We start from the raw sequence: 26,510 nt of genomic DNA, 5'->3' as shown, positions 1-26,510 counted from the left end.
CTGCGGGAGCAGCGGGACAAGTGAGACCCCATAGGCGCTTAAGCGCCGAGGAGGCTCACCGCCCGCCCCGCGGAAAGCGAGCATCCTGGAGCGGAAATCAACAAATAAGTTTAACAGAGCATTAATTTAAAGGAGTATTGCTTGTGTTTTGGTGGAACTAATAGAAAAAAAGATGAGAATGAGGTGATTTTATGAGTAAAGCTAAAGGAAAAGGTGGAACAGGGAGAGGAACAGACAAGAAGGGGTGGAACCGTTGGCAGGCAAGTGCCAACAAAAAAAAGAGTGCAAAACCTTATACAAGTAAAGGTACAAAAAAGACGGATGTGGAATGAGTCACGGGCGATCGTTAAGTCACTTATCCGAAACATAGTGAATGCTGAATAATACAATTTTAATGATCAAACATGTGGCGAGCTCCTTAAAAGGAGTTCGCTTTTTTCTTTTTCAGCTAAAGGGGGCATGTTAGTTAATATTTATCACAATTTATTTTTAACGTGAAATCGCTCTTATAAAAAGCTCCTTAAATTTCTCCCGATCTTCAGATGTAAATGGTTTTGGACCCTTTGTACGCTTTCCACTTTTTCGAGCCATTGCACTCAAATAACGTGTTTGTAATAATTGGTCAATGTTTTCATTCGTATAAGTATACCCAGTATGATGAAGCACCGTACACCCTTTTGCTAAACCTAGCGAAGCTAGACCATAGTCTTGCGTAACGATTAGATCTCCTTTTTCAACCAACTTCATAATCCGATAATCCGCAGCATCTGCTCCAGAATCAACATAAATGGTTTCTACCCCTGATGGTTGTTCCGCATTCGAAAAATGAGAAAAGCTAGTAACAAGGATAACTGGAATTTCAGCCTTCGTACCTTCAGAGATAATGATATCTTTCACCGGACAAGCATCTGCATCAACATATATTTTCATCTTTACCGCTCCCGTAAATAAGTTTGAGTTGATGATAATGGCAAATTTAGCCTTTGTCAAACGATAAAGATGGTGTACCTAAAATCTTTAAAAAACAGTTATCATTCGTAAAACTTATTCTGGCATGCTCTCCCAAATAATAGAAAAATATCAATCTATCATGTAAAATTAATTCTATAAATTTTTAAGAATGATAAGGAGAGAATGAATGAAATCAATTTTACTGAAAGCAGGGCTGATGACTTCCTTAATATTTCTAGGATGGTCTTATAAAGAGGTTTCTGCGGAGATGTTATGGCCATCCAAATGTGCATCATATGAGAAAATAGTACCCAATAAAAATCCCTCTTCTCAGCATATAAACTGCTTATTGACCAATGCAGCTTTAAGTGCAAAAATTCCTCCAGAGGTCTTAAAGGCTGTTGCTGCAACAGAAAGTGATTGGAGACAATTCGACAGTAAAGGACAGCCATTTAAATCGCAAGATGGCGGCATTGGAATCATGCAAATTACGAATCAAGCAACCTATAATCAAGAAAAATTAAAAAGTGATATTGTCTATAATATACAGGCAGGCGTCGACATTCTTAACAGTATGTATAATCGTACAGATTTGCCGAAAATAAAAAGGGCAGGACGAGAGGTCATTGAAAATTGGTATTTCCCTGTAATGGCTTATAACGGTACGAAGCCTGTAAACAGCCCAATTTACAAGGCTGACGGAAAGAAAAATCTGAATGCTTATCAGGAAAAAGTCTTTGCCAGGATTAAACAAGACAGCTTCTTAAATGAAACAAATTTAGCGCAATTCCCTTTCACTAGAGCTGATTTTGAGTATAATTCAGGCAGCGACACCAATATTATTTTCAAAAAGAAGGATTACATCCTTACTTCTCAGATGCATGCATCTAGATATTTTTTTCAAAAGGGGAACAAGGTAGTGGTGACACAGAATGATGCAAGGTTACGCTCACAACCAAGTACTAGTAGTAATCGTACTACCCTAAGAAAAGGCACCACTTTGATCATCGATAGGAGTTTTACCTTAGATAAAACTGCAACTAGTCCAAACCAATTTGTTTGGTACCCGGTTAAATATAAAAGTACAGATCAAAAGCCAGCAGGATATATCCCTTCTGTATATATCAGTAAAAAGTTGAATGCTCCAATCGTGAATCCTGTAGATGATCATGATCGAGTTTTATCCGGAAAAGCACCTGCGAATGTCATGATTCGAATTATGAATGGGAGATTTCCGATTGGCCAACCAAAAAAGGCAGATGCAACCGGGTACTATAAGATTACTATTCCTGTCCAAAAGGCAGGGAAAACACTTACGGTAACGTATAAAGATTACCTGAACGAGGTAAGTCCATCTACTACAATTAAAGTAATCGATAATACACCACCAGTAGTTCCAACAGTGAATAAAGTAACCAATAAGGCAGCTATAATCTCCGGTAAAACGGAAGCATATGCAAAGGTGTATGTGAAAATTGTGAAGAAAACGTATAGTGCAAAAGCGGATCGGTACGGAAAATACAAGGTGGTAATACCTGTGCAAAATACAGGAATGACGATATCTGTCAAAGTAAAAGATCGTGCCGGTAATGTAGGGACTGCAAGGAAGGTCACCGTTAAACGGGTTGCGCCAAATCTACCTACTGTGAATACAGTCAAACACACTTCTAAAACTGTGTCGGGAAAAACGGAGAAACATGCGAAGGTAACCGTTAAAATTGGAACAAAGAAATATACAGCAAAAGCAAATGCTTATGGAGCTTATAAAGTGAATATTCCTAAGCAGCGAGCAGGCACAAAATTATATGTTTATGCAAAAGATGCAAAAGGAAAAGTAAGTGCTACAAAAAAAGTGATCGTTTCAAAATGAACCAAAAAAAGTCAATCTTAACTAGATTGGCTTTTTTGATTGGACTAGGTGAGGGACCTGTGAAAGGTATCCCATGTCCCTAGGTGAAAATTAATCATAACGAACCCGATCTTCTCCTTCAATGATTAGCTCAAGTTCTGTTAAAAAGTTGAGTTCTAGCGGGGCAGGTAAGAGGTTAATAAGTTCCTTGATTTCGATAAGATCTTCTGCCTCTTCGATCGTTAATGGAGGTTGATCTAAATGCTGATACCAAATCTTTAATTCGTCAATAAACTCATAAAAATGCATCTCGAACCGTTCGGCTATTTCTTCGCTTTCATCCTCGGCAGCTTTTTTCATCAACTCCCAATCTTCAAGGGCAGTTTCCAATTTTTCTTTAACACGATTGACCACATCATCACTCCTTGGTTTTTGGAAATAGGAAAATTCGCCAAACGAACATTGAAAATACCAATAACTATTCTAGTTTAAAGTATACAAAAGCAATACCAATAAGACAAAGGTTTAAGAACTGCATTTTTATTTCGACAAGTTTCAGCATTTTTAGTAGTGAACCAGTAATACATAATCGTTTAGATTCATAGAAAGTTCGTTGATTTTATTGACTTTGTGAGCCATTAGCTATTGTTACTAAATATTTTCATTCTGGTTAAGTTGAGAGTTTGTCAAATCTTGACCTTTTTTTTAGCTTTCATCACTATCATTTTATTTGTAAAATAAAAAAAAGTTAAAAAACTAAATGAAATTGTGAACAAATTATTAGAATGATATAAAGGGGATCGAAAAAAATGTACAAGTATACAATTTATGTAACACATAATGGTAAAGTTTATCAAACGAACGTAATTGCGGACAAAAACCAAACAGAAGAAGAGGTTCATCGTATAGCAAAAGAACAAGTTTTGAAGCAATGGGCAAATTAATTAAGAATCCAAGGCTTTTATGTAACTAGCTGCCAATGGCGGCTTTTTTTATTGATCTAAATTTGAATGGTTTGCTCGTAACACGTTAAAAATCATTAAAAGTGAGTGAAGATTTATTCTTTAAAAGAAGGGTGAACCGAAATATTTGCTTGCCTACTATTAAAATTGAAATAATATCAAGTATTACTATTTTCTTGTTGGAACAGTATAATCAGGAATGGGAGTTGAGATATATGAATAAAAAAGACATCGCGAATATCCGAAAGCAATTTAAATTAGATAATTATCGTATGAACATCCGTGAAATCTTCAATGTGTATGTTCAAAAAGAATCGGGCGAGATTTACCATCAAGTTTGCCAGCCCTTTCAAATGTTGGAACAGGAAGCACAAGAATTGTTTTTAGCCAACTTTAAAAAAGTTTTAACAGGTAATCTTGATGCTAAGCTGTTTGAATTGAAATTCCAGCGGGATGTGGAATACAGTACACAAACGATTCTCTTCGAAGGACTTCAATCGGACTCAGCAGATTGGCAAGATAATATGGTGGAAATTGTTACGAAAATGTTTGCTCATGGTGCTTATGAATTTGATACGGTAGTGACATTTATCCGGGGGGAATACCGAAAGCCTACCAAGAAGCGGAATCCAGAATCGGAAGAAGGTGGGGATGATGCGGTGTATTCAAACGAATTTATCCTATGCAGCCTTAATAAAACCGATCATCCGAAAAAAGCCTTGATGTTTGACTATATCGAAAAAGAATATAAGTCCTATCATGTCGTGGATCCGATAATTAATTTAGACTCACCTATGTCAGGATTTCTGTTCCCAACGTTTAATGATAATGCTGCAGATGTGAACCATATTCTTTATTGTGCCGGAAAAGCCAATGAGCCAGATGTGAGATTTATTGAAGAGGTTCTAAATGGTGAAGAGATCATGACTGCTCAGGAAGATAAGGATTGCTTCGATTTTATCTTAAAAGAAGTGATGGGAGACGAAGTTGAACCTCGGGTCATTTCCAATGTTTATGAGGAAATCGATAAGATGATCCAAGAGAATGCAGAAAAGGAAGAAAGTGAAATTCCAACATTGGATACTCGGGACATTGAAAGGATTTTAACGGTCAGCGGGGTCGAAAATGTAGAGCCTGCTAAAGTGGAACATGCCTTCAAAGCGATTATCGATGATGAAAAATATGAATTCAAAGCAAGCAATTTAGTACCAAAAACGATTAAAATCAATACAAAGCTGGCAGACGTTACGATCAACCCGAAGGACTTGAAATATGTTAAATATATCACATTCGAGGGAAAACGGTGCCTCTTGTTAGAGGTCGATGAAGAAGTAATGGTGGAAGGATTTAAACTGGAATCGGAGACACTCTAGATGTGATAACACATTTAAACTTTGGTCCATTTATAGCGCTAATTCCTTATAAGATCTTATTCGGTATCGAGTAAGGTCTTTTTAAATTGTGGGATGAAGAATTAGTTTATGGTGTAGGTTCATCTAATTGTTTAAGCTACAATTCATTTTCTTCTCAAATCTTAAGGAGATTTGGTAAAATAAGTTAAATGGGGGTGCTTTAATGAAAAGTTTTAGTTTTTGGTCTTTCGTATTCGCAGTGTTTGGTGTTTTGTTTTTTGGGTCCTCGTATATGTTTCCAGAATTTTTTGAGCCTTTTATGGCATCAGGATTTGGATTTCTAATTGTTGGCTCGTTATTTTGTTTCGGAGCCCTATTTAAAAGTGAAAAAGGAAAAGCAAAGTTTTTAGCAGTTGCTGCGTTATTTTTCTTAAGTTCTATTATTGTTTGGAGCGAACCATTTCAAATTGTCCGGGTACTAACCTGGATGAAGAATTAATAAAATTTTATATTGAAAAGAATATAGATTATTTTAAAAATGGTGTTAGTATCATATAATTGGTGCATTTCGGAGGGGCTCGAATGATTATACAAAAAATAAATGATGACCTATCTTTAAAATTAATAGAATTACGAGATGGTGAAAGGATTTTTGAATTAACAAATAAATCAAGAGATTATTTAAGAGAATGGCTGCCTTGGCTGGATACTACAACAAAACTCGAAGATACAATTGGGTTTATTGAAATTTGTTTAAAAGGCTTTGCAGAAAATAAGAGTTTAAATGCGGTCATTTTATTTAACGAAGAAATTGTTGGAGTTGCAGGCTACAATCAAATTAATTGGTTAAATAAAACAGCATATATTGGGTATTGGCTAGGGGAAGAATTCCAGGGAAATGGAATAATGACCGAAGTGGCAAAGGCGTTGACCAGTTATGCTTTTAATGAGTTTAATTTAAATAAAGTTGAGATTAGAGCGGCGGAAGGGAATAGGAAGAGTAGGAGTATTCCTGAGCGATTGAACTATGTAAATGAAGGATGTATTAGGCAAGCAGAATGGTTATATGACCATTATGTTGACCATGTTGTTTATGGAATATTGGCAGAGGAATGGAATAACAAATAGCTAAATCTTATAAGAATTATTAAAACTTCAAAAACAAAAAAAGAGCCTTGAAATAGATCCAAGAGAAAAAAATCGTAAGGGGAGCATTGGAGGTGTACTATTCCTTAACGTCACCATCGTTTAAATGGATAATTACCTAATTAATAAAGGATCCCCAGTACTACTTAATCTGGAACGTCTCACCTTTTTCATCAAATGCATGCTTAAAATCAAATGCAAAAGGAGTGGGTCCATGCTGAATATAATATTTGTATCTCTTGAATGCCTCCTCCCATGAGACATCCTTCACCTTTTCTGTCCACCAAACTACATAAGAAAGGTGTTTCTCTGGATATGGCTCGATCCATCTGTTCTTATCTCGTAATGCTTGACTATGCTGCCCTGAATAGGTAAAGCGATATAAGGATTGAAGGCTTCTCCATACTGTTAGTGTAAGAATAGGAGCGCCCTTTCCCTTTACAATATCTTCAGGGAAAGGGACTCCTTCAGGCGAAAGCGCCTCTATAAGTCCTGATTTAGATGCCTGACGATATATTTCATTTCCCACTTGAAAAAATTCACGAGAGGCAGGGTGGTCATAGTGGTGGTTTAGCCTACCCACAGTATAGATTGAAACGAATGCCATAAACAGCCCTCCATCTACAGTCTTTTCCTAGATATATTCAAGTGAAAATGTGAAAATTCCCTTTTCGTTAAGCGTTGGACCAATTATTCCTTGGCTTTTTAATGAAAACCCAGACGAATGAACAGTTTTGGTATAAGTGAGATGATACATTTTTCTTCTCAGAAATCAACAATGATGGAATCTTCCTATGTTTAACAGACGCCCCTTAACAGCACATTTCATTACCCCAGCTCCTCGAGCCCAAAAGAAAGCGATGCCAAAAATTTTACAAACAAAATACAAAAAAAACCATACCAATCATGGTAAACTAACATGAATAGAAATAACTGGGGTGTATTTATGAAAATTGGTTTAAGAACAATCAAAACAGCACTGGGTGCGGGGGTTTCCATCTGGATTGCCGAATTGCTTCAGCTTCAGTTTGCTAGTTTCGCCGCTATTATCTGCATCCTTTGTATAGAAAAGACGAAAAAGCAGTCGATCCGGTCTTCATTGGAACGATTTGCTGCCTGTACACTTTCTTTGGTTTTGAGTGGTCTGGTGTTTCGAATGCTGGGATTCAATCCCCTTGTATTTTCGTTATTCATTTTGATTCTCATTCCCTTGTTAGTTCGGCTTCGACTGCAAAAAGGGTTTGTGAATAGCGTAGTGATTGTTCTTCACATCTTCACGCTTGAGAAATTCACTCTTCCCATCGCTTTAAATGAACTCCAAATCGTCATCATCGGTGTAGGGGTTGCGATTCTGTTAAACAGTTACATGCCTAACGTAGAAAAAAACCTTAAGGCTACCCAATCAGCCATAGAAGAGAAGTTCAAAAAAATATTGTTTGAATATGGAGCCTATTTGGAAAAAGGGGATCAAGGTTGGGACGGAAAAGAACTATTGGAATTGGAAGAAAATCTTAACGAAGGGAAAAGATTAGCTATTCAATACGATGAAAACCAATTGCTTTCCGATAAAAAGGGATATTTTTATTATTTCGATATGAGGGAGAAACAATTTGTTATTTTAAGTCGCATGCTGCCCATTGTATCGTCACTCGATGAAGATGTCGTCCAGCGGCATGTATTTGCCGAATTTCTTTACGATATCAGCGCCGATGTGAAGAGTGAAAACACAGCTTACAAACATCTTCAAAAACTGGAAAGTCAGCACAAAAAAATGAAAGAGCTTGAGTTGCCAAAAACTCGCATTGAATTCGAAACAAGGGCATCTGTTTTCCATTTAATGAATGAGATGGAGTATTATTTAAAAACAAAAATAAACTATTTCGACGAAAAACAGATTGATGTTTCCTAAAAGCATCAGCTTTTTACAAGATGGAAGTGGGCAAAAGAACCTCAGTTCAGTAATAAATTACTTATGAGGTTCTTGGATAGATTTAGGTTAAACAACCAAACTGATAAATCTTAAGTTTCTGGGCTTTTCACATAGCACGATCAAGCAGTTTATTTTAAAAATTTTTTTTGTTTCCTTTGAGGTTCATTAATTTTGTATTGGTACAGATAATTAATAATTCACTATAGAAACACACTGAAAGAAAAGTTCGTTGTTACTGAAATTCAAATATGAATCCTTCTATAAGAGAGATAACTAGTTTGAAGGGAGAGCTTTTCGTCTGATGGAATACATACCAAATTATCTGAAGGTACAATTTTATTTAGGAACGATCACTGTGGTAGTGGCCTGTGCTATTGGTATTTGGATTAGAATAAGGAAAGAGAAGTAATGGTGGATTGAAACCACAGAATCATTTTCGTCATGCGGAAATGATAAGGAAGTACACCTTCTTTCCTCCAATAATAGAATCAAAAGTGTTAGTAAATCGAAAATCGTGCCAATAATGTTTAAGGGCAAATAAATTCAATTTTTGTCCCTTTACAAGATAAAAGCCCATGATGATCAACTACATCATCATGAGCACCTTATATGTCTAGAACGTATTAGTGGTTAAAACTGCACTCAATAAAATTGAACCAACACATTGGCAAACTGTTTTTTTAAAATTAGAATGTGTACGATTCTCCATCATAAGGCACTAAAACATGAGAAGAGATTCCTTTTTCATTAATAAAGCTCTTCAATTCATCTCTTGATAATGTCCAATGATTGACAGCTTCCATATGGACAGAAATGATTTTAGCGTTAGGAGCAGCCTTATACACTTCAAAAATGTCATCTTTCCCCATTACCAGAGAACCAAGTTCTAATATTTGATTATCTCCACCATTTACAATAATGATATTTGGTTTATTGGTTTCGATTACTTCGTGGATTGGATCATACCAAACTGTATCACCAGCCACATATAACGTTTTTTCAGTTGAGTGTTTGAAGACAACACCACATACTTGACCGGCACGTTTTAATAATTTTTCTCCTCTTCCGTGCTCACCTTTTGTTTTAATTAATTGGATATCATCAAAAACGGTATCTTCCTGTAAAACTTCTACATTTTGAAAACCAGTGTTCTTAACTTCTCCAGCATCATTTTCATTTTGTACAAACATTTTTATACCCTTTGGTAACACCTCTTTGGCTGTATCATCCCAGTGATCTAAATGCAGATGTGTGACAATCACAGCATCCACATTATTGATAATACTATCAATGGATGTTGGTAAGTCAACAAGTGGATTAAATTGTTCTTGTCTAATGGTATTAGAAAAGGGCGGATAACTCCCTTTATCTGCTAAAAATGGGTCAATTAAAAACTTTTTCCCAGCGTATTCAACAACAAGTGTGGCATTACGAATTAGTTGTATATTCATAGTTAAAACTCCTTTTATTTGATTTATGTATAGTTTATACTATCACCGAATAACATTTACATAGATAAAATCAAGTCTTTTCGCTGTTTGGCTTGAATTATGAAAGGAGTTGAAAAAATGTTAGATCGAACGGATTTGCGTATCTTGGATGAGTTATCCAAGAACAGTCGGATTACCATGAAAGAATTGGGGGAGAAAGTTCATTTGACTGGTCAAGCAGCCGCATCTAGAGTTGCAAAATTAGAGGACAGTGGGGTAATTGAGGGATATACCATTAAAGTCAACCAGGTTAAATTAGGATGGTTTATACATGCATTTATCAATATCTATATAAAAACTACGTATCATGAACCCTATCTTTCTTTTATAAAAACACAAGATAATTACATAATTAATAACTTTAAAATAAGTGGAGATAGTTGTTACATTCTCGAATGTAAATTTCCGTCCCATGAACGATTAAATCAATTTTTAGAAGACTTAAACAAGCATGCAAACTATAAATTATCCATCGTTATAAATAAATAGTGCATGGAATAAAACTAGGAAGTTTATGAATATTCACATATAAACTTAAGTGCACTTAAGTTCAAGATGGATCGTTATGCAGTTCTTTTTTTTGTCCTTACGGAACATTTTAGTTTTAAACGGAGGAAATTAAATATGACAGAAATTGCATTCTTAGCATCATCCAAGCCATTTAAAATACCAGATGAAATAGAAGAATACAATTATAGAACAGTTTTTGAACGTGAGGAAGATTTTATCTTTTTTTCTGTACAAGAGGTCGATGATGATTGGAAGAAAAAAATTGAAGGATTGTTTTCTATGCCTTACGTTTATGAAGTGGATGGAGTCGGAAATCAGTTATTTCTTACATACATTGAAAAATATATGGAATTAGGTGATGTGTTGGAAATTTATCAGGTACCAAATCAACACGCATTCGAAGAATATAAACATAGAATGGAAGAAGAACCTGAGCCGATTGATGTAAATGTGGGGAGTTTTACCTATCGAACTATTTATGGTTTGTATCAATTAAATTCCAAAGGATGGTTAGAAGATCTAAGCCGCCGAAGTTATATAACTCATCGTGGCATCACGACATTTGTTAAGTTTTGAAGGAAGCGATAATTAAATAAATATTTTTATAGGTTTTTTTACTAGATAAACACGATAGTTGAACAAAAATAAGAAGCGATACCCAGATCGACAACTGTTCCCAGACAAAAGAGGCTTATTAATTAGTACAGCCCCCCTGGATAATTCATATAAATAAAAAGAAAAATGCTTGTTTAATTGAAAAGGGGTATTCATTTATGTTTCTAGACATGTTGAAGTCTTTTGTAGGTAAGGTAATCAATATTGATCGAGGTGGTCGCGGATCTAGGATTGGTAAGTTATTAGATGTTTATGATGATTATTTTGTCCTACTCACTGAAGAAGATGGGGTCGTTTACTATAATACCCAGCATGTAAAAAGTTTGACGGAGAATACGAAAGGATACAATATTGTATTTCCTGAAAATTTCGAGTATAAAAAAGCTGATAATTTACTAAGTTTGTTAGAAAATCAAAAACTCCAATGGATCAAAATAAACCATGATAGTCCAGAAAAAATAGAAGGAATTTTATATGATGTAAATAATGACATTATTTCTTTGATTTTTAATGATGAAATTGTTCGTATCCCCATGTTCCATCTTCGTAATATCAGAATGGGTTAAATTGGAGAAATGAACCATTCAGATGAGTTAATAAAAATGACCGCAATGTTGCAGTCATTTTTTATTTGCTCAAATCATCAAACTTGATTTTGATCGTATTACTTTGCTTAACTCAAAAATATTTTTAGACTGTGTTATAAACATCCAATCAATTAATAGGAGAAATCATTTAATAGAATTAGAAAGGAGATGATAGGAAGATGAGCAGTAAGGAATTTAACCGTTTTGCTTCTGAACTTGTTGGTCAAGAAGTAGAAGTGGTCACCAATAACGGAACATTTACAGGGACACTAGAGTATGTTGGCAGTGATAGTATTATTCTGATCACTAGAGTAAGAGGCCGTAGAGTAAGAATGGCCATTCGTATCGCTTTAATCATTGCTCTTTTCAGTCTACTAACTGGAAGCAGGTTTACTTTATAATAAATCGAAAGAGAGTTAGCTGTTCTTTTGTCAGCTATTTTTTTCATAAAAGAAAAGTTGAATGACTTGATTGTAAAAAATCACTGTGGATTGTTGATCAATTGATGCAGTTCAATTCTCAATTATTTTTGCGGATAGAAACACGCATGGAATTCCAAGCGTGTTTTTTGTATTTATCCAAGGATGTCCCCAATTGCTGATCTTACTTTCCAATTGATCTGAACCGCTATTTTGAGAATCACCAGCACCACATCTAAACAACCTAGAGACGTCTTTCTCCAGGCTGTTTAGGTGAATATTAATTTTGTTTATGATGCCATTTTTGTATGTGATCATGATCATAGTGATGGTCGAAATGAGTAGCTCTTCCTCCTCCAAAGCCAATCAATACTCCGAGAGCAAATATACATACAGAATAGACTAAATGGCGTTTTCTTTTTTGACGAAAATTACTGAATTCAGCTTTTAATTCATTTTTAATTTCATTTTTCAAAGTTTCCCTATTTTCTTCGAGTTGTTCTTGAGATTGTTCATGAGGCTGTTCTTGAGGTTCATCTGACACTTTCCCTCACCTCCTTTATCCAAAATATATGGATAAAAGAACTTTTCATTTCTTAAAGAATTGTTAAATTTTTATGAAATTTTTTATTTTATGAGGGATTAGAATTTGCTTTAGTTTAAGAGGTGCAAATTGTCTGTCTAAGAGTGAGTGATTGAGGTTGCTGCGTCGAATAAAGTTTAGGAATTGTTTCTTGTTTAAACAGGTAGGGACAGACATCTGGCGATAAGCTATCTGCTAAAGAGTGCGTTAGTACAGTAAAGTCGGTTGTTTGCAGTACAAAAAAGGACAGGTAGAGCCCATTTTCAATGCTCATCTATCCTTTTTTATCATTATAGTCCCATTATAAAAATTTAATGTTGTTTAGAGTGCTATTTAATCGCGCATTGCTCCTGCCTCACGGGAAGTCATTGCACCTTCGCCTTGGCTAATATCTTTTTGAATTTCTTGTTTTACTTTTTGTGCATCAGTTCCAGCAAATTCTGGTTTCATAATAGACCCTAAATTCTCTTTAGCTTGTTGATCCTGTGGCATACAAGTCCTCCTGAATTTATTATTTAACCATCTTATTATTAGCACCGATTGGAAGAATAATAACGATTTATTTTTGAATTACATTCATTTTTCCAATTTGTAATTTACTGTTCTTCTAAATGAACAAGCAAAAAGAGCATTAATCCTTAAGCTAAATGCCATAAGATTGATTCCTTTTCATATTTTATTATTTAGTTATGTCAATTGAACACGAAGTTAGTTTTTCACTGAAACAGAACCTTTTTTTGATACGGGAGCATTTTTCCCTAATATAACTGAAAAGACAACAATCACTGCTGTTACAAGAGTAAAAAGGGTAATGGATTCATCTAGAAATACTGTTGCAAATAGAATCATCAAAAATGGTTGTAAGTATTGAATCTGACTAACTCTTGCTATGCCGCCCATTGCCATTCCACTATACCAAGAAACATATGCTAGAAATTGACTTACCACTGCGAGATAAATAAAACTAATCCAAGCGTGTATTGGTGCATGGAGCATTTCAGTTGTAAGGTTTAGCCCAACTGGAATAATGAAAAATGGAGCACAGATCATAATCGCCCAAGCAATTACTTGCCAGCTACCTAATTCTTTCGCTAATTTCCCGCCTTCTGCGTAACTAAGTCCAAGTATAATCACTGCTGTTAGTAATGCTAAATCGGCAAACTGTAATTGACCGAACCCCAGATGAAGGGCATACACAATAACAGCAAAAGAGCCGATTATACTTGAAATCCAGAACTTAAGAGAAGGGACTTCACCAGCTCTAAATATTGCAAATCCTGCTGTGGCTAGTGGCAACAGGGCTACTTCCACAGCTCCATGAGAAACAGGAAGGGATTCCATTGCCCAAGAAGTGAGGAGAGGAAATCCTAAAACTGCACCAACTGCAACAATTAGTAAACTTATGAATTGGCGAGGAGAAGGGAGTTTTTCTTTTCGAACAAGCAATACAAGAGCAACTAAAATAGCGGCAACAATTGTTCTTCCTAAACCGACAACCGTAGTCCCAAAATACGCTACCGCAATCCGTGTTGAAGGGAGTGTTAAGCTAAAACAAATAACACCTACTAATCCCAACAATAATCCAACTTTTTCTTTGGTTTCTCTTTGCATATTATCAACCTACCTTCACCTTATATCTGTACCTTTTTCTGTTTTTTCAAAAAACAGTTCTGCTATAATTAAAATAATAATTGGTACACACCAAATAAATAAACCATTTTTTTACCCTTCTGTACGGGTACAGTTGAAGGAGGATAAATGTATGAGCTCAAAATATATTGAGATAATGGGAGAAATTAAGCGGCGGTTGTCAGATGGGGCGCTTATTGCAGGGAGTAAACTCCCTTCTATTCGTCAGATATCTGAGCATTTTTCCTGTAGCAAGAATACGGTGATTAAAGCATATGAAGAACTAGAAAAAGAGCATTTAATTTATTCTGTTCCTAAAAGTGGCTACTTTGTTGTGAATGAATTTCAAAAAGCGACGAATGAAAATGAGGTGATTGATTTCTTGTCTGCTGGTCCAGATAAAAATGTCATGCCTTATCTTGATTTTCAACATTGTATGAATCAAGCAATTGAACAATATAAAGAAGAGCTTTTTACATACTCTGATCAACAAGGGCTTTACTCATTACGAGTACAGTTAGTGAAATATTTAGAGAATTTACAGGTGTTCACTCAACCTGAAAGACTAGTCGTTGTATCAGGTTCGCAGCAAGCCCTTAATTTATTAGTTTCTATGCCATTCCCAAATGGAAAAAACAATATTCTAATTGAACAGCCTACTTATTTCGGATTTATTGAATCCATCATTCTGCACCAAGCTACTACTTTTGGAATTGAGTTATCGATGGAAGGGATTGATCTTAATCGTCTGGAATACATTTTCCGAAATAATGATATAAAATTTTTCTATATTATCTCGAGATTCCACAATCCTCTTGGACATTCTTACACGAATAGTGAAAAGAAAAAAATCGCCGAGTTAGCTGAAAAATACGATGTATATATAGTGGAAGATGATTTTTTAGGCGACCTTGATCCAAATGCAAAATCAGATCCTTTATTTTCTTTTGATCCTTCTGGGAGAGTGATTTATATTAAAAGTTTTTCGAAAATTTTTCTCCCAGGGTTAAGGATTGCTACTGTCGTTCTACCTGTTTTAATGATTAACAAGTTTTTACGATATAAATTTAGTTCTGATTTTAATAGTTCTGCACTTTCTCAAGGTGCTCTTGAAATTTATTTGAAAAGTGGGATGTTTAATAGCCATCTGAAAAAAATAAAAGAGGTATACCGTACTAAAATGAAAATTCTCCAAGAAGCATGCGAATTATTGCTGCCTGCTAATACTCATTTTTCAAAACCGACTTCAGGATTCTATCTATCCATCAATTTGCCAGAGAATGTGACAGCAAAACAGGTAGTTCATATGCTAAACGAGCAGCATATTTATGTTGATGATGCTTCTAGAATGTTTTTACCAGAATATAAAAAGGAAAACCTTCTTCGATTATGTATCTCTCAAGTGAATGAGAGTCAAATTAAACGAGGGGTAGAGCGATTGGCTCACTGTATTGCTTTAATTGATAGTAGAAAAAATCATATTACTCCAAATAATTTCTTCTCTTTTTCAATGAGACATTGATAAAATTAGGAGGGAAAATGCGAAAAAAATATATTGTGTTACTTGCTTTAATTATTTTACTAGCGTTTATCGGCTATCGAACAATTTCTCTCTATACAGAGGGACGAAGCTATTACTTTAAACAAACTGATTCAACCAACCTTTCAAATGAAACTTTTGGAATGGTACGGCTACACGATAATATTCATAACCCAACTTTTGTAAGGCACTATGGAACACCTCTTAGCAGGGAAAATAATGATTTATACGATTATTATCATTGGGAAGGTGGATTAGAAACGGCTTCTTTCATCAACGGAAAAGAAAAAGGGGATATTGTTCGTTTAATAATTGGGGAAGTCGAAAAAGGTGTAAAAACGAAAACCAGCCTTAAAACATCTAAAGGAATCGAGATTGGTAGTACGAAAAAAGATGTTATTGCTTCGTATGGTTCAAGTTACTATAAAAGGACAGAACAAGGTGTGGATATCGTCGGATACGTTGACCACAAACTTGGTGCAACGATTGAATTCTGGCTTGTAGAAGGCGGAAAGGTAGTGGAAATACGATTAGATGACACAAGCATTGACTAAGGAAATTAGAATCAGTAAATAACATATGTTTCATAATAATATTAATTTTATAAACTGAAACAAAGTAAGGGAGATTCACATGAAAAAACAGCGTAACATAATTTTATACATTGGTACTTCACTTGATGGTTATATTGCAAATGAGGATGGTACATTAGAATGGTTAGAATCAACAGAAGTAGAAGGCGATTCTGGCTATAATTCACTCCTTGAAAGAATAGACACTGTTGTTATGGGAAAAGGAACATATGATGTCATACGTGGATTTGATATGGATTATCCTTATAGTAAGTATAAAAATTATGTATTTTCTAAATCTGTTATTGGATCAGATGAATATGCCTCATTTATTAATGAAGAGGTCAAAACTTTTATTCAAGATATAAAACAAAAGCCTGGTAAAGATATATGGTTAATTGGTGGAGGAAATTTAGCTCGTGAATTTTTCAAAGAAAATTTAATTGATGAATTCCAATTAGCCATTGCACCTATTATTTTAGGGAAAGGTATCTCCCTATATACCGGAGATGTCATTACTCAAAAATATACATTAACGAAAGTAGAAAAATTAGGTCAACTTGCTATGCTACATTATATAAAAAAATAATTTTAACTATCTATCCTTTATTTGTGTTGGAACAATTACCCGAATGGGTGATATGTAACTAACAAGTGCTAAACCATAACTAAAAGTCGTAGTTACGACTTTTTTCTTGTTGAACAAACGGGGCATGTAGCTTTTTTCCGAGCGGTACATCAGGTGCCGAATCAGCATAAGTGTTTTGGGATGGGGTGCACATGCTGCTGATTCGTCATCATCATCTACTTCCTTACTCACCTTTTAATTTAATTCCAACAAACTTCCAACGATCCCTTCCGTTTATAATTTGAAAGTCGATTTCTATTGGAACAGGATATTGAAAGATAGGTCCATGATATACAAACGTATGGTACTCGCCGTACTCTCCACATGGGTCTACATCAGAAGGCAATGCTTCCAGCCATTCTTTCGTCAAGGTTTTCCCTAAAAAATCGGACGACAATTTTGTTGAATCTATGGATATAACGGCAGCTTTCCATCCTTCTTCCACCATTAGTCGAGCTAATGTTTTCGTATTCCGTCCCCATAATGGCAGCAGCAATTCAAATCCGTGTCTCGCGAGTAATTTTTCTTTATAGATCTTGACCTCTTCCAAAAATAAGTCACCATATGCGATTTTCGTGACTCCAAAATGTTTCCTGAAATAAACCATGGTGCTGATTAAACCATCTTCAAAATTCTCAGTGGTAAAATCGCTCATTTTTATTTTGTATAGAGGCAATCCAATAGCTTCCGCTTGTTTTTCAACAAGGTGTTCATCAATGTGATGACTGGTGACGTTACCATTGTTCGTGCAAGTTGTCACTAACGATATGATTTTATACCTCTGGTCCTTTAACAATTGATTGACTAAGAAAACGGAGTCTTTACCAGATGAAAAGGCAACAACGATATTTTCAAGGACTGTTTCTTCCATGGGCTCATCCTTTCTAAGAAGATGATTAATTCGTTCTTATTCTATAGTTATTCTACTGTCAAATATATTGTGGCGTCTATCCTTTTAAGAGAAATTGGTTCAAATAAAGGAATTTACATTCTTTTTATTAAAAAACTTCCAATATAGTTCTTTTCGTTAATGCGAATAATAATAAAAACATGTGTTGGAAGAGGGATTTAATTGAAGAAGCTCGTGGTGCTATCCCTTATTAGTCTATTGTTTCTTTCTGCATTGGCGAAACCAAAGGAGGTCGTGCCCTTTTTACGACCTGTGGCAAAAGGTCTGAAACAAAATACGAATGTTCCCGTCATCTTACCTACATACTGGAGTGAACAAGCTGGGAAATCCAAAAAGCATACGTCTGTCAGGTTGAATGTTTATGAAAATAGGTACATGATTTATTTTGTATCCCTAGATAAACGTTATCGAGCAAACGATTCAGCATTATTTCATCCGCCTGAGTTTAGTAAAATTGGAGAACTAGCCGGATATGTTGGAACCATGACAATTAGCGAACGGCCGAGTGATTTTGTTTTTTACAAAAAGAAAGATGGGGCAAGGTTATGGATCCAACCGTGGATTCGATCGATTATTATCGGTAAGCGTGGCTTGTGGTACATGCGTTTTGATGGTGATAACGGGGATGAACCCTATCAGCAGGCGGATGAATTGTTTAACGCGATGAAGAAAGTGAATTGGTTAAAAAACAAAGACATTCATAAAGGGCAAATCTCTATTCGTGGCACGAGATGCGATGCATACATAGACTTTTCTTGGGAAACAAAGGATGGATTTGTTTATCATTTTTTTTATAAAGGCCCCATTAAGGAAGCTGTAAGAATCGTCGATAGCCTAAAATCTATTGAATAAGCGTATAAAAGTATTCTTTGTAATGAGGAATGCTTTTTATTTTTGTCTAAACTTAATATTCATACAATAAAAATATCATTAAAAGGGATAAAAATTTATTGTAAAACGATAAATGATATGTTAAATTCAAAATGACCATAAATCAGTGAGGTGTACTTTTTATGAAAAAAGGAACTACATTATTTTTAAAGATTACTGTTATTCTTATTGGAATCCCAGTTCTTGCTTTGTGCATCTTTTTGGTGCCTGAGTTAGGGAATCTTGCAGCAAAATTGCTTCCTGACTTTGCTTTGATTAAATATCTCGTTTTTCTTGTTTTTTATGCATCAGCGATCCCTTTTTACTTTGCTTTGTATCAGGCTTTCAAACTTTTACACTATATTGATAAAAATAAAGCGTTCTCGCAAATTTCTGTAGAAGCATTAAAGAAAATCAAATACTACGCCATCACAATCAGTACCTTGCACGTGCTAGTCTTGCCGCTTTTTTATCTCTTTGCAGAGAAAGACGACGCCCCAGGTGTCATCTTTGTCGGTTTGGTTGTTCCTTTTGCTTCAATGGTGATTGCAGTCTTTGCGGCTGTTCTCCAAAAGCTTTTGCAAGAGGCGATTGATATAAAATCAGAAAATGATTTAACGGTCTGAGGTGAAAACAATGGCGATTATAATTAATATTGATGTGATGCTGGCTAAAAGGAAAATGAGTGTAACGGAGCTTTCGGAGAGGGTTGGAATAACGATGGCGAATCTTTCTATATTGAAAAATGGAAAGGCAAAGGCAATTCGTTTATCAACTTTAGAGGCAATTTGTAAGGCTTTAGAATGTCAACCTGGAGATCTTTTAGAATATCGAAGTGATGGAGACACCCAAGAATAATTAAGAGGGAATATTTAACACTGAAAGAAAAGAAAGATTAAGGGGAGTTCATCATGAATATAACCATTCAAAATGTTTCTCAGAAAAAACCTTTGAAGGCTCAAATCATGAGAGCACTAAAACAGCTTGTACGTTTCGGTTGGGAGCAAGCCTTGTCATGTTTGTTTCCTGTCGTTATTTTTGCCTCATTGGCTGTTACAAAAATCATGCCACTTCCCTTCCTGCCAAGGTATGACTGGCTGCTTATCATCTGCCTTCTGATGCAGTGGGCGATGGTGCGTTCGGGGCTTGAAACACGGGATGAACTAAAGGTGATCACATTGTTCCACCTTATTGGCCTTTGTCTTGAACTATTTAAGGTACATATGGGCTCCTGGTCCTATCCGGAGGAAGGATATTTCAAAATTTTTGGAGTGCCTTTGTATAGCGGATTCATGTACGCAAGTGTAGCGAGTTATCTTTGCCAGGCGTGGAGGAGATTAAAGGTTGAATTGGTTAAGTGGCCGCCGTTTTGGGTGGTTGTGCCGCTTGCAGCAGCGATCTATTTGAATTTTTTCACTCACCATTACTGGATGGATATTCGCTGGTGGTTATCTGGTCTTGTAATGATTGTCTTTTGGAAATCCTGGGTCACATATGAGGTGTCTGGAACTCGTTACCGTATGCCACTTGCACTTTCTTTTGTGCTCATCGGATTTTTTATATGGATAGCCGAGAATATCGCAACTTTCTTTGGAGCGTGGCAATATCCAAACCAAACCGATGCCTGGAGTATGGTTCATCTGGGAAAGGTGAGTTCGTGGCTCTTATTAGTGATTGTTAGCTTTCTTATCGTGGCAACGTTAAAGCTGGTTAAGGGGAAAGATTCCACCAGGATAGATGCAAGTCAATTCATATAACTGTTTTAAAGCATTTTGAACTTCAAAATAGAACCCGATAACATAATAAAGGCCGAATGAATGTCCTGGTGCGTATAGCTGGTAAAAAACTAATCCCACATATTTGTGGGATATTTTTATTTTTTCCTTCATAAAAAACTATTTGGTGCCGATATGCCAAGCATAAACATTAACCAAAAATGGATGTGGCATCTTGCCTAACAACAACAGGTTGGACAATAGGTCTTGGTGGAAAGAATAATGGAGCAAATGCACACGCACCTTCAAGTGTGAACATTCCAGAGGCAGGAGAATGGGCAATATTTCTTTATACGGATGGAAAATTATTTGATACATTAATTTACAAAATTAATGAGTGAGGAGTATGTTTTATTATTCTTATTTCACCTTACGGGTTTAAAATCAAAGACCAGCTGCACATCAATGCGGCTTTTCTTTTTTAACGAATGAGGTATGTTGGTAGATAAAGAGGAATTTATTTGCTTAATTTTAACCATTCATATCCATGTTTAACTAAACAGAGGCTTTGCTGCTATTAGAGCAAAGCCTTTTTCTTAGTAACGAGGCAGGTTCGTGCAAGATGGATACAAAATTAAAAGAGCAGGTTGACAATAATATAATTGGACACTCATAAACATTACGTTAATCAAGGGTCTTAGTAAATAAATAAGAATAACCTTAATGATGAGCCTTTTCAAGAAATAGTCTTATACCAAAACCTATTAGTATGGTCCCTGTGATTCCTTCAATAATATTTTGTGTTTTAGGTTTTTTCATAAAAGCACTAATATGATTAATTAAATAGACATAAAGTAAAGACCAAAGGGCAGTCATTACAGTATAAGTGGTACCCATTATTACAAATGGTAAAAAAGTATTGCTGCCAGGGTCAACGAATTGAGGGAAAAAGGTTAAGAAAAGAATAGCAACTTTGGGATTCAGAAGATCCGTAAGGAACCCTTGTTTAAAACAAGATGTGCTTACCATCTTGCTTTTTTTATTCATCTCAACGCTTGCTGCTACTTCCTTTTTCTTTAGAGACCATAATGTCTTCACACCCAGGTAAAGTAAGTAAACAGCCCCCACATATTTAAAGACAGAAAATAATAATGCTGATTTCACAATGATGGCTGAAAGTCCTAATACTGCAGCAGAAGTATGGATAAGAAGAGCACAACAAATACCTAAAACTGTTTTAAGACCACCGACTTTTCCAGCGGTGATAGTATTTTTTGTAGATATTGCAGTATCAGGACCAGGTAAAATGATAAAAAAAATACACATAAGAACAAACAAATAAAAGTTTTCCATTTTAGTATCTCCTTTCTGTTTTTTACAGGTTTGAATATGTAATTCTTACACATTATTATATATAAAGCGTGTTATTAATTGAACATAAATTCTTTTTGATTGATTTCCTTGTTAAACTAACGTGTGCAATGGTTGCAGATTAATATAAGGTGTTTTCGGGAAAATAAACAGATTAATGGAAAAAGTCGTGGTCTAAAAGCTAAATGAGGTGTATAAGAGGGCATGAACCGGGGCATCAGTTTACTGTATGTTGAACTCTTCCTAATTTAATTATAGCATTTAAAAAATGGTTAATATAGACTTTTTATTCTCATGTTCTACTGCTAAAATCAATAGAACATGAATGGGGAGGAGAGATGTAGAATGAGTTCTTTAGTTCTCGATTTTCAGGAAATGGAAAAAACACAGCTTTTGCTCGTTGGCGGAAAAGGGTTAAATTTAGGGGAGTTATCAAAAATTCAAGGAATACAAGTACCGGAAGGATTTTGTATTACAACAGTAGGATATCAAAAAGTCATCGAACAAAACGAAACGTTTCAAGCATTGTTGGATCAACTAGCACTGTTAAAAGTAGAGGATCGAGATCAAATTGGTGAAATCAGCAGGAAGATTCGACAAATCCTAATGGAGGTAGAAATTCCTTCCGATGTTGAGAAAGCAGTTACTCACTATCTCTCAAAGTTTGGCGATAAACATGCATATGCGGTGCGTTCTAGTGCGACTGCTGAAGATTTACCATATGCCTCTTTTGCTGGTCAACATGACACCTATTTAAATATCAACGGAAAAGAAGCCATCTTGCAGCATATCAGAAAATGTTGGGCTTCACTATATACGGATCGAGCGGTAATCTACCGTATGCAAAATAGATTTGACCACAGACAGGTTTATTTATCCGTTATCGTTCAAAGGATGGTTTTCCCACAGACTTCAGGGATTTTATTTACTGCTGATCCGATTACTTCTAACCGTAAGCTTCTATCCATCGATGCCAGTTTTGGGCTTGGAGAAGCACTGGTCTCTGGCTTGGTATCCCCCGATTGTTATAAAGTACAGGAATATAAAATCGTCGATAAGATGATATCAACTAAAAAAATGGCTATCTATGGTCGAAAAGAAGGCGGGACCGAGACACAAGAGATCTCTCCTGACCAGCAAAAGACGCAAACACTTACTGACCAACAAATTTTACAACTGGCACGCATCGGAAGACAGATCGAAGCTTTTTTTGGTTGTCCACAAGATATCGAATGGTGTTTGCATGATGATACATTTTATATTGTCCAAAGTCGTCCAATCACTACTTTATTCCCCATCCCTGAAGCAAATGATCAAGAAAACCACGTCTTTATATCTGTCGGCCATCAGCAAATGATGACCGACCCCATCAAACCATTGGGATTGTCTTTTTTTCTGCTAACGACTCCCGCACCCATGCGTAAAGCTGGTGGAAGGCTGTTTGTTGATGTCACAAAACAACTGGCTTCAACTGTCAGTAGAAACATTTTATTAAATGCCATGGGACAACACGATCCGCTCATGAAAGACGCACTTATGAACACACTTAAGCGAGGAGATTTTATAGTAGCATTACCGGATGATAAAAAAACACCGAGTCCCAGCAGGGGCAATACAGATATGTTGGAACAAATTGAAAACAATCCAACAATTGTTTCTGATTTGATAAAGCGAAGCCAAACATCCATTGAAGAGTTAAAACAAAACATTAAAACCAAATCAGGATCAGATGTATTTGATTTTATTCTAGAAGATATTCAAGAATTAAAGAAGATTTTATTTGACCCACAAAGTTCAGCTGTATTTATGGCTGCTATAAATGCTTCAACATGGATCAATGGAAAAATGAACGAGTGGTTAGGTGAAAAAAACGCAGCAGACACGCTTTCTCAATCTGTTCCAAACAATATTACTTCGGAAATGGGGCTTGCACTTTTGGATGTTGCAGATGTGATTCGTCCTTATCCAGAAGTAATCGATTATTTACAACAAGTAAAAGATGATAACTTTTTGGATGAACTGGTTAAGTTTGAAGGTGGGCGGAAAGCTAAAGACGCGATCTATGCATATCTAAACAAATACGGAATGCGTTGTGCCGGAGAAATCGATATTACTAGAAGTCGTTGGACCGAAAAACCAACTACACTTGTCTCATTAATTCTGGTTAATATCAAAAACTTTGAGCCGAATGCCAGCCATCGGAAATTTGAGCAAGGGCGGCAGGAAGCTTTGAAAAAAGAACAAGAGTTATTAGAACGATTGAAGCGATTACCGGATGGTGAACAAAAGGCTAAAGAAACAAAACGAATGATCGACCGAATCCGGAATTTCATCGGGTATCGTGAATATCCAAAATACGGCATGATTCATCGCTACTTCGTTTATAAGCAGGCTTTACTGAAAGAAGCCGAAAAACTCGTGCAAGTGGGTGTTATGCATGAAAAAGAAGATATCTACTATCTCACTTTTGAAGAACTTAGAGAAGTCGTACGCACAAATAAACTGGATTACTTAATAATCAACAAGCGAAAAGATGAGTACAAATTATATGAAAAACTGACTCCCCCGCGTGTGATCACGTCTGATGGTGAAATTATTGCAGGTAAATACAAACGAGAAAATCTCCCAGCCGAAGCGATTGTAGGTTTGCCTGTTTCTTCCGGAGTGATAGAGGGGCGAGCACGTGTCATCCTAAACATGGAAGATGCTGATCTAGAAGATGGAGATATATTAGTCACCTCCTATACTGACCCTAGCTGGACACCATTGTTTGTATCCATTAAAGGCCTAGTCACCGAAGTTGGTGGACTGATGACCCATGGAGCAGTGATTGCGCGTGAATACGGATTACCAGCCGTTGTCGGAGTAGAAAATGCTACCAAACTGATAAAAGATGGGCAACGGATTCGAGTACATGGGACAGAAGGGTATATCGAAATATTGTAAAATATAGCCTACTAATTTCTCACATGTAGTATGACAAGATGCTATATTGAATGTTGTTCAAGCTGTCATTTTGGCAGCTTTCCTTAAATAATAGGAGGCCTTTTGACAATCGGGTAGCTTGGATCCAAGAAGGATTAGTGCTTCTTTTTGTTGAACATTATTGAAGTGACCAATGGCTTAGTCCAAAACCATTATGAATAAAAATAACAAGGGGGAAATGAATATGACAGATAGAAATAAGGAGTTGCCACTAGAAGAACGTGAAGAATTACTAAGAGCATTGAAAGTCCGTTTTGAGGAAAATATGAACCGCCATAAAGGTCTTGAATGGACTAAAGTCCAAACAAAACTGGAAGCTAATACTGAAAAACTGTGGTCACTTAATGAAATGGAAAGAACTGGCGGTGAACCAGATGTTGTTGGTCATGATAAAAAGACGGACGAATACATTTTTTATGATTGTTCAGCGGAAAGTCCAATAGGCCGGAGAAGTATTTGTTACGACCGTGAAGCGCTGGAATCTAGGAAAAAAAATAAACCAGAAAATAACGCAATTGATATGGCTTCTGACATGGGCATTGAGCTTTTAACGGAAGAACAATACCGCGAGTTGCAGAAACTCGGAAATTTCGATACGAAAACATCGAGCTGGGTGATAACACCTGTTAATATTAGAAAACACGGAGGGGCTATCTTTTGTGATCGTCGCTATGACGCTGTCTTTGTTTACCACAATGGGGCAGAATCCTACTATGCTGCCAGAGGCTTCCGTGGCTCGCTAGTGGTCTAAATTTTACATAGAAAGCTAAATTTGAATTTTAGAACGGATCACCTGTATAAATCCTATTGGATTAATTAACTGCTGTTGGCCTACATACACATTAAGCTTACGGAAAATATTGTTTAAGAAATCGGTTGTCATTTAGGCAGCTGATTTTCTTTTTAACTAAACAAATTTGAATATTGTGGTAAAATATTTTAGATACTTAGGGATACGAAAACTTATTTTTCTTTTAAGACATCGGGGGAATCAGTGATGAATGGATTGATGCTTTTTTTATGTGTAATTTGGGGTTTTAATTTTGTGATTATGAAGCTGGGCAATGACGTGTTCCCACCGGTTTTATTTGCTGCCTATCGGTTTTTACTTGGGGCAATTGTACTTTTTGGGTTCGCCTTTATTAAAAAAATCCCACTACCGCGTAAACGGGAATTAAAATGGTATATTCTTTCCGGCTTTCTGCAAACAACTTTTTTTAACATTGCGATCCAAATTTCTTTAAATTATATCAGCGCTGGGCTTACATCTGTTCTAACATACAGCATGCCATTGTTTCTGTCACTTATGGCTCATTATTTCATTCCTGGGGAGAAATTGACAACTACTAAGACAGTTGGCATCTTAATTGGCATATTTGGGCTATTTTTAGCAATGGATATTCATTTTGGAGAAAATATATGGGCTCCCATTCTTGCGTTAAGCTCGGCAGTAACATGGGCACTTTCTAGTTTAATTTTCAAAAAAAAATTGCAAGGCTGTGATACGGTTCAATTTACTACCTGGCAAATGGGCGCTGGCGCTATTGGCTTGTTTTTGTATTCTGTCAGTTTTGAGCATGGCCAGTCGCATTGGAGTCTTATGGCTGTAGTATACCTCGTATATTCGGGGATTTTGGGCTCTGCATTCGCTTTTGTTATATGGACTCATATTCTTTCTAAATTGGAAGCGAGTAAAGCATCCATTTCTTTGCTAATTGTACCCGTAGTTGGAACTCTTTCGGGATTCCTATTTTTAGAGGAAAAATTACATGCTATTACACTACTTGGAATTATTTTGGTCCTTTCAGGAGTTTGGCTGGTAAATAAAACAAGTGCTGCCCGGATCCCAGTACAAAAGCATTCATTAAAAAATTCTCGTTAAAATATTCTTGAGCT

Annotated in this window: 31 protein-coding genes; 21 read left to right on the top strand and 10 right to left on the bottom strand. The window is 35.9% G+C overall.

Going from position 1 to position 26,510, the window contains the following annotated elements:
- The first annotated feature begins 191 nt into the window (after positions 1 to 191).
- A complete protein-coding gene (locus ACFQZ9_RS03720; RefSeq protein ID WP_081810794.1) occupies positions 192 to 332 on the top strand; it encodes a DUF3934 domain-containing protein in 141 nt (46 codons plus the stop codon).
- A gap of 157 nt (positions 333 to 489) precedes the next feature.
- Here the strand turns inward: ACFQZ9_RS03720 and ACFQZ9_RS03715 are convergent, their stop codons facing one another.
- On the bottom strand, positions 490 to 930 hold the full coding sequence (locus tag ACFQZ9_RS03715; RefSeq protein WP_198310079.1) for a YaiI/YqxD family protein: 441 nt from the start codon (positions 928 to 930) through the stop codon (positions 490 to 492).
- Between the two features lie 208 nt (positions 931 to 1,138).
- Between ACFQZ9_RS03715 and ACFQZ9_RS03710 the strand changes: the two genes are divergently transcribed.
- The gene (locus ACFQZ9_RS03710; RefSeq protein WP_498942369.1) at positions 1,139 to 2,821 is read left to right on the top strand and encodes an Ig-like domain-containing protein; all 1,683 of its coding nucleotides are present in this window, start codon (positions 1,139 to 1,141) and stop codon (positions 2,819 to 2,821) included.
- A gap of 90 nt (positions 2,822 to 2,911) precedes the next feature.
- Here the strand turns inward: ACFQZ9_RS03710 and ACFQZ9_RS03705 are convergent, their stop codons facing one another.
- Positions 2,912 to 3,214 carry a hypothetical protein gene (locus ACFQZ9_RS03705; protein ID WP_198310081.1) on the bottom strand — a complete coding sequence of 101 codons (303 nt, stop codon included), beginning with the start codon at positions 3,212 to 3,214 and terminating at the stop codon, positions 2,912 to 2,914.
- Between the two features lie 395 nt (positions 3,215 to 3,609).
- Between ACFQZ9_RS03705 and ACFQZ9_RS03700 the strand changes: the two genes are divergently transcribed.
- The 4 genes from ACFQZ9_RS03700 (at position 3,610) to ACFQZ9_RS03685 (ending at position 6,242) form a co-directional block, all read left to right on the top strand.
- On the top strand, positions 3,610 to 3,744 hold the full coding sequence (locus ACFQZ9_RS03700; protein ID WP_133333306.1) for a BA3454 family stress response protein: 135 nt from the start codon (positions 3,610 to 3,612) through the stop codon (positions 3,742 to 3,744).
- A gap of 233 nt (positions 3,745 to 3,977) precedes the next feature.
- Positions 3,978 to 5,135, top strand: a complete 1,158-nt coding sequence (locus ACFQZ9_RS03695; protein ID WP_498942368.1) for a DUF4317 domain-containing protein — start codon at positions 3,978 to 3,980, stop codon at positions 5,133 to 5,135.
- 202 nt (positions 5,136 to 5,337) lie between these two features.
- Positions 5,338 to 5,613, top strand: a complete 276-nt coding sequence (locus tag ACFQZ9_RS03690; protein ID WP_498942367.1) for a hypothetical protein — start codon at positions 5,338 to 5,340, stop codon at positions 5,611 to 5,613.
- 83 nt (positions 5,614 to 5,696) lie between these two features.
- Positions 5,697 to 6,242: a GNAT family N-acetyltransferase gene (locus ACFQZ9_RS03685; protein WP_498942366.1), complete on the top strand. Its 546-nt coding sequence runs from the start codon at positions 5,697 to 5,699 to the stop codon at positions 6,240 to 6,242.
- 160 nt (positions 6,243 to 6,402) lie between these two features.
- On the opposite strand, the gene ACFQZ9_RS03680 is transcribed toward ACFQZ9_RS03685, so the two are convergent.
- A complete protein-coding gene (locus ACFQZ9_RS03680; RefSeq protein WP_498942365.1) occupies positions 6,403 to 6,867 on the bottom strand; it encodes a DUF3291 domain-containing protein in 465 nt (154 codons plus the stop codon).
- A gap of 339 nt (positions 6,868 to 7,206) precedes the next feature.
- Here ACFQZ9_RS03680 and ACFQZ9_RS03675 point away from each other — a divergent pair, with 339 nt between their 5' ends.
- Complete coding sequence (locus ACFQZ9_RS03675) at positions 7,207 to 8,169, top strand: aromatic acid exporter family protein (RefSeq protein ID WP_498942364.1); 963 nt, start codon at positions 7,207 to 7,209, stop codon at positions 8,167 to 8,169.
- Between the two features lie 707 nt (positions 8,170 to 8,876).
- Here the strand turns inward: ACFQZ9_RS03675 and ACFQZ9_RS03670 are convergent.
- Positions 8,877 to 9,641, bottom strand: a complete 765-nt coding sequence (locus tag ACFQZ9_RS03670; protein ID WP_498942363.1) for an MBL fold metallo-hydrolase — start codon at positions 9,639 to 9,641, stop codon at positions 8,877 to 8,879.
- Positions 9,642 to 9,758: 117 nt separating this feature from the next.
- Here ACFQZ9_RS03670 and ACFQZ9_RS03665 point away from each other — a divergent pair, with 117 nt between their 5' ends.
- The 4 genes from ACFQZ9_RS03665 to ACFQZ9_RS03650 all read left to right on the top strand — a co-directional run bounded on the left by ACFQZ9_RS03665 (position 9,759) and on the right by ACFQZ9_RS03650 (position 11,793).
- Positions 9,759 to 10,169, top strand: coding sequence for an Lrp/AsnC family transcriptional regulator (locus tag ACFQZ9_RS03665; protein ID WP_498942362.1), 411 nt, complete (start codon positions 9,759 to 9,761; stop codon positions 10,167 to 10,169).
- 135 nt (positions 10,170 to 10,304) lie between these two features.
- Positions 10,305 to 10,766, top strand: coding sequence for a hypothetical protein (locus ACFQZ9_RS03660; RefSeq protein ID WP_498942361.1), 462 nt, complete (start codon positions 10,305 to 10,307; stop codon positions 10,764 to 10,766).
- A 197-nt stretch (positions 10,767 to 10,963) separates the two neighbouring features.
- Complete coding sequence (locus ACFQZ9_RS03655) at positions 10,964 to 11,371, top strand: YwrJ family protein (RefSeq protein ID WP_498942360.1); 408 nt, start codon at positions 10,964 to 10,966, stop codon at positions 11,369 to 11,371.
- 200 nt (positions 11,372 to 11,571) lie between these two features.
- Complete coding sequence (locus ACFQZ9_RS03650) at positions 11,572 to 11,793, top strand: hypothetical protein (protein WP_498942359.1); 222 nt, start codon at positions 11,572 to 11,574, stop codon at positions 11,791 to 11,793.
- 298 nt (positions 11,794 to 12,091) lie between these two features.
- Here the strand turns inward: ACFQZ9_RS03650 and ACFQZ9_RS03645 are convergent, their stop codons facing one another.
- From ACFQZ9_RS03645 to ACFQZ9_RS03635, 3 genes are all read right to left on the bottom strand, one after another.
- A complete protein-coding gene (locus tag ACFQZ9_RS03645; RefSeq protein WP_498942358.1) occupies positions 12,092 to 12,355 on the bottom strand; it encodes a hypothetical protein in 264 nt (87 codons plus the stop codon).
- Positions 12,356 to 12,727: 372 nt separating this feature from the next.
- Positions 12,728 to 12,886, bottom strand: coding sequence for a hypothetical protein (locus tag ACFQZ9_RS03640; protein WP_198310092.1), 159 nt, complete (start codon positions 12,884 to 12,886; stop codon positions 12,728 to 12,730).
- 216 nt (positions 12,887 to 13,102) lie between these two features.
- Entirely contained in the window at positions 13,103 to 14,005 is a 903-nt protein-coding gene (locus ACFQZ9_RS03635) for a DMT family transporter (RefSeq protein WP_498942357.1), read from the bottom strand.
- A gap of 151 nt (positions 14,006 to 14,156) precedes the next feature.
- Here ACFQZ9_RS03635 and ACFQZ9_RS03630 point away from each other — a divergent pair, with 151 nt between their 5' ends.
- The 3 genes from ACFQZ9_RS03630 (at position 14,157) to ACFQZ9_RS03620 (ending at position 16,724) form a co-directional block, all read left to right on the top strand.
- A complete protein-coding gene (locus ACFQZ9_RS03630; RefSeq protein ID WP_498942356.1) occupies positions 14,157 to 15,545 on the top strand; it encodes an aminotransferase-like domain-containing protein in 1,389 nt (462 codons plus the stop codon).
- 17 nt (positions 15,546 to 15,562) lie between these two features.
- Positions 15,563 to 16,117 (top strand): hypothetical protein, encoded by a 555-nt coding sequence (locus tag ACFQZ9_RS03625; RefSeq protein WP_498942355.1) that lies wholly within the window; start codon positions 15,563 to 15,565, stop codon positions 16,115 to 16,117.
- A 79-nt stretch (positions 16,118 to 16,196) separates the two neighbouring features.
- A complete protein-coding gene (locus tag ACFQZ9_RS03620) occupies positions 16,197 to 16,724 on the top strand; it encodes a dihydrofolate reductase family protein (RefSeq protein ID WP_498942354.1) in 528 nt (175 codons plus the stop codon).
- 6 nt (positions 16,725 to 16,730) lie between these two features.
- Here ACFQZ9_RS03620 and ACFQZ9_RS03615 read toward each other — a convergent pair whose 3' ends face one another.
- On the bottom strand, positions 16,731 to 16,955 hold the full coding sequence (locus ACFQZ9_RS03615) for a hypothetical protein (protein ID WP_498942353.1): 225 nt from the start codon (positions 16,953 to 16,955) through the stop codon (positions 16,731 to 16,733).
- Positions 16,948 to 17,634 carry a Dph6-related ATP pyrophosphatase gene (locus ACFQZ9_RS03610; RefSeq protein WP_498942352.1) on the bottom strand — a complete coding sequence of 229 codons (687 nt, stop codon included), beginning with the start codon at positions 17,632 to 17,634 and terminating at the stop codon, positions 16,948 to 16,950. Before ACFQZ9_RS03610 ends, ACFQZ9_RS03615 begins: the two co-directional genes overlap by 8 nt.
- 201 nt (positions 17,635 to 17,835) lie before the next feature.
- Here ACFQZ9_RS03610 and ACFQZ9_RS03605 point away from each other — a divergent pair, with 201 nt between their 5' ends.
- From ACFQZ9_RS03605 to ACFQZ9_RS03590, 4 genes are all read left to right on the top strand, one after another.
- Complete coding sequence (locus ACFQZ9_RS03605) at positions 17,836 to 18,525, top strand: hypothetical protein (RefSeq protein ID WP_498942351.1); 690 nt, start codon at positions 17,836 to 17,838, stop codon at positions 18,523 to 18,525.
- A gap of 161 nt (positions 18,526 to 18,686) precedes the next feature.
- The gene (locus ACFQZ9_RS03600; RefSeq protein ID WP_498942350.1) at positions 18,687 to 19,169 is read left to right on the top strand and encodes a DUF2975 domain-containing protein; all 483 of its coding nucleotides are present in this window, start codon (positions 18,687 to 18,689) and stop codon (positions 19,167 to 19,169) included.
- A 10-nt stretch (positions 19,170 to 19,179) separates the two neighbouring features.
- Complete coding sequence (locus ACFQZ9_RS03595) at positions 19,180 to 19,401, top strand: helix-turn-helix domain-containing protein (RefSeq protein WP_429742592.1); 222 nt, start codon at positions 19,180 to 19,182, stop codon at positions 19,399 to 19,401.
- A 107-nt stretch (positions 19,402 to 19,508) separates the two neighbouring features.
- The gene (locus ACFQZ9_RS03590; protein ID WP_498942598.1) at positions 19,509 to 20,300 is read left to right on the top strand and encodes a DUF817 domain-containing protein; all 792 of its coding nucleotides are present in this window, start codon (positions 19,509 to 19,511) and stop codon (positions 20,298 to 20,300) included.
- 678 nt (positions 20,301 to 20,978) lie between these two features.
- On the opposite strand, the gene ACFQZ9_RS03585 is transcribed toward ACFQZ9_RS03590, so the two are convergent.
- Entirely contained in the window at positions 20,979 to 21,611 is a 633-nt protein-coding gene (locus tag ACFQZ9_RS03585; RefSeq protein ID WP_498942349.1) for a LysE family translocator, read from the bottom strand.
- A 363-nt stretch (positions 21,612 to 21,974) separates the two neighbouring features.
- On the opposite strand from ACFQZ9_RS03585, the gene ppsA reads away from it, so the two are divergent.
- The 3 genes from ppsA (at position 21,975) to ACFQZ9_RS03570 (ending at position 26,496) form a co-directional block, all read left to right on the top strand.
- Positions 21,975 to 24,575 carry a phosphoenolpyruvate synthase gene (ppsA, locus tag ACFQZ9_RS03580; protein ID WP_498942348.1) on the top strand — a complete coding sequence of 867 codons (2,601 nt, stop codon included), beginning with the start codon at positions 21,975 to 21,977 and terminating at the stop codon, positions 24,573 to 24,575.
- 193 nt (positions 24,576 to 24,768) lie between these two features.
- On the top strand, positions 24,769 to 25,365 hold the full coding sequence (locus ACFQZ9_RS03575; protein ID WP_498942347.1) for a DUF4256 domain-containing protein: 597 nt from the start codon (positions 24,769 to 24,771) through the stop codon (positions 25,363 to 25,365).
- Positions 25,366 to 25,611: 246 nt separating this feature from the next.
- Positions 25,612 to 26,496, top strand: a complete 885-nt coding sequence (locus ACFQZ9_RS03570; RefSeq protein WP_498942346.1) for a DMT family transporter — start codon at positions 25,612 to 25,614, stop codon at positions 26,494 to 26,496.
- Positions 26,497 to 26,510 lie beyond the last annotated feature (14 nt).

The sequence above is a fragment of the Neobacillus sp. GCM10027624 genome (genome assembly GCF_042675345.1).
In the GTDB taxonomy this organism is placed as follows: Bacteria; Bacillota; Bacilli; order Bacillales; family Cytobacillaceae; genus Neobacillus; species Neobacillus cucumis_D.
Note: the sequence above shows the minus strand (reverse complement) of the source record. Positions and strands in the feature narration are given on the sequence as shown.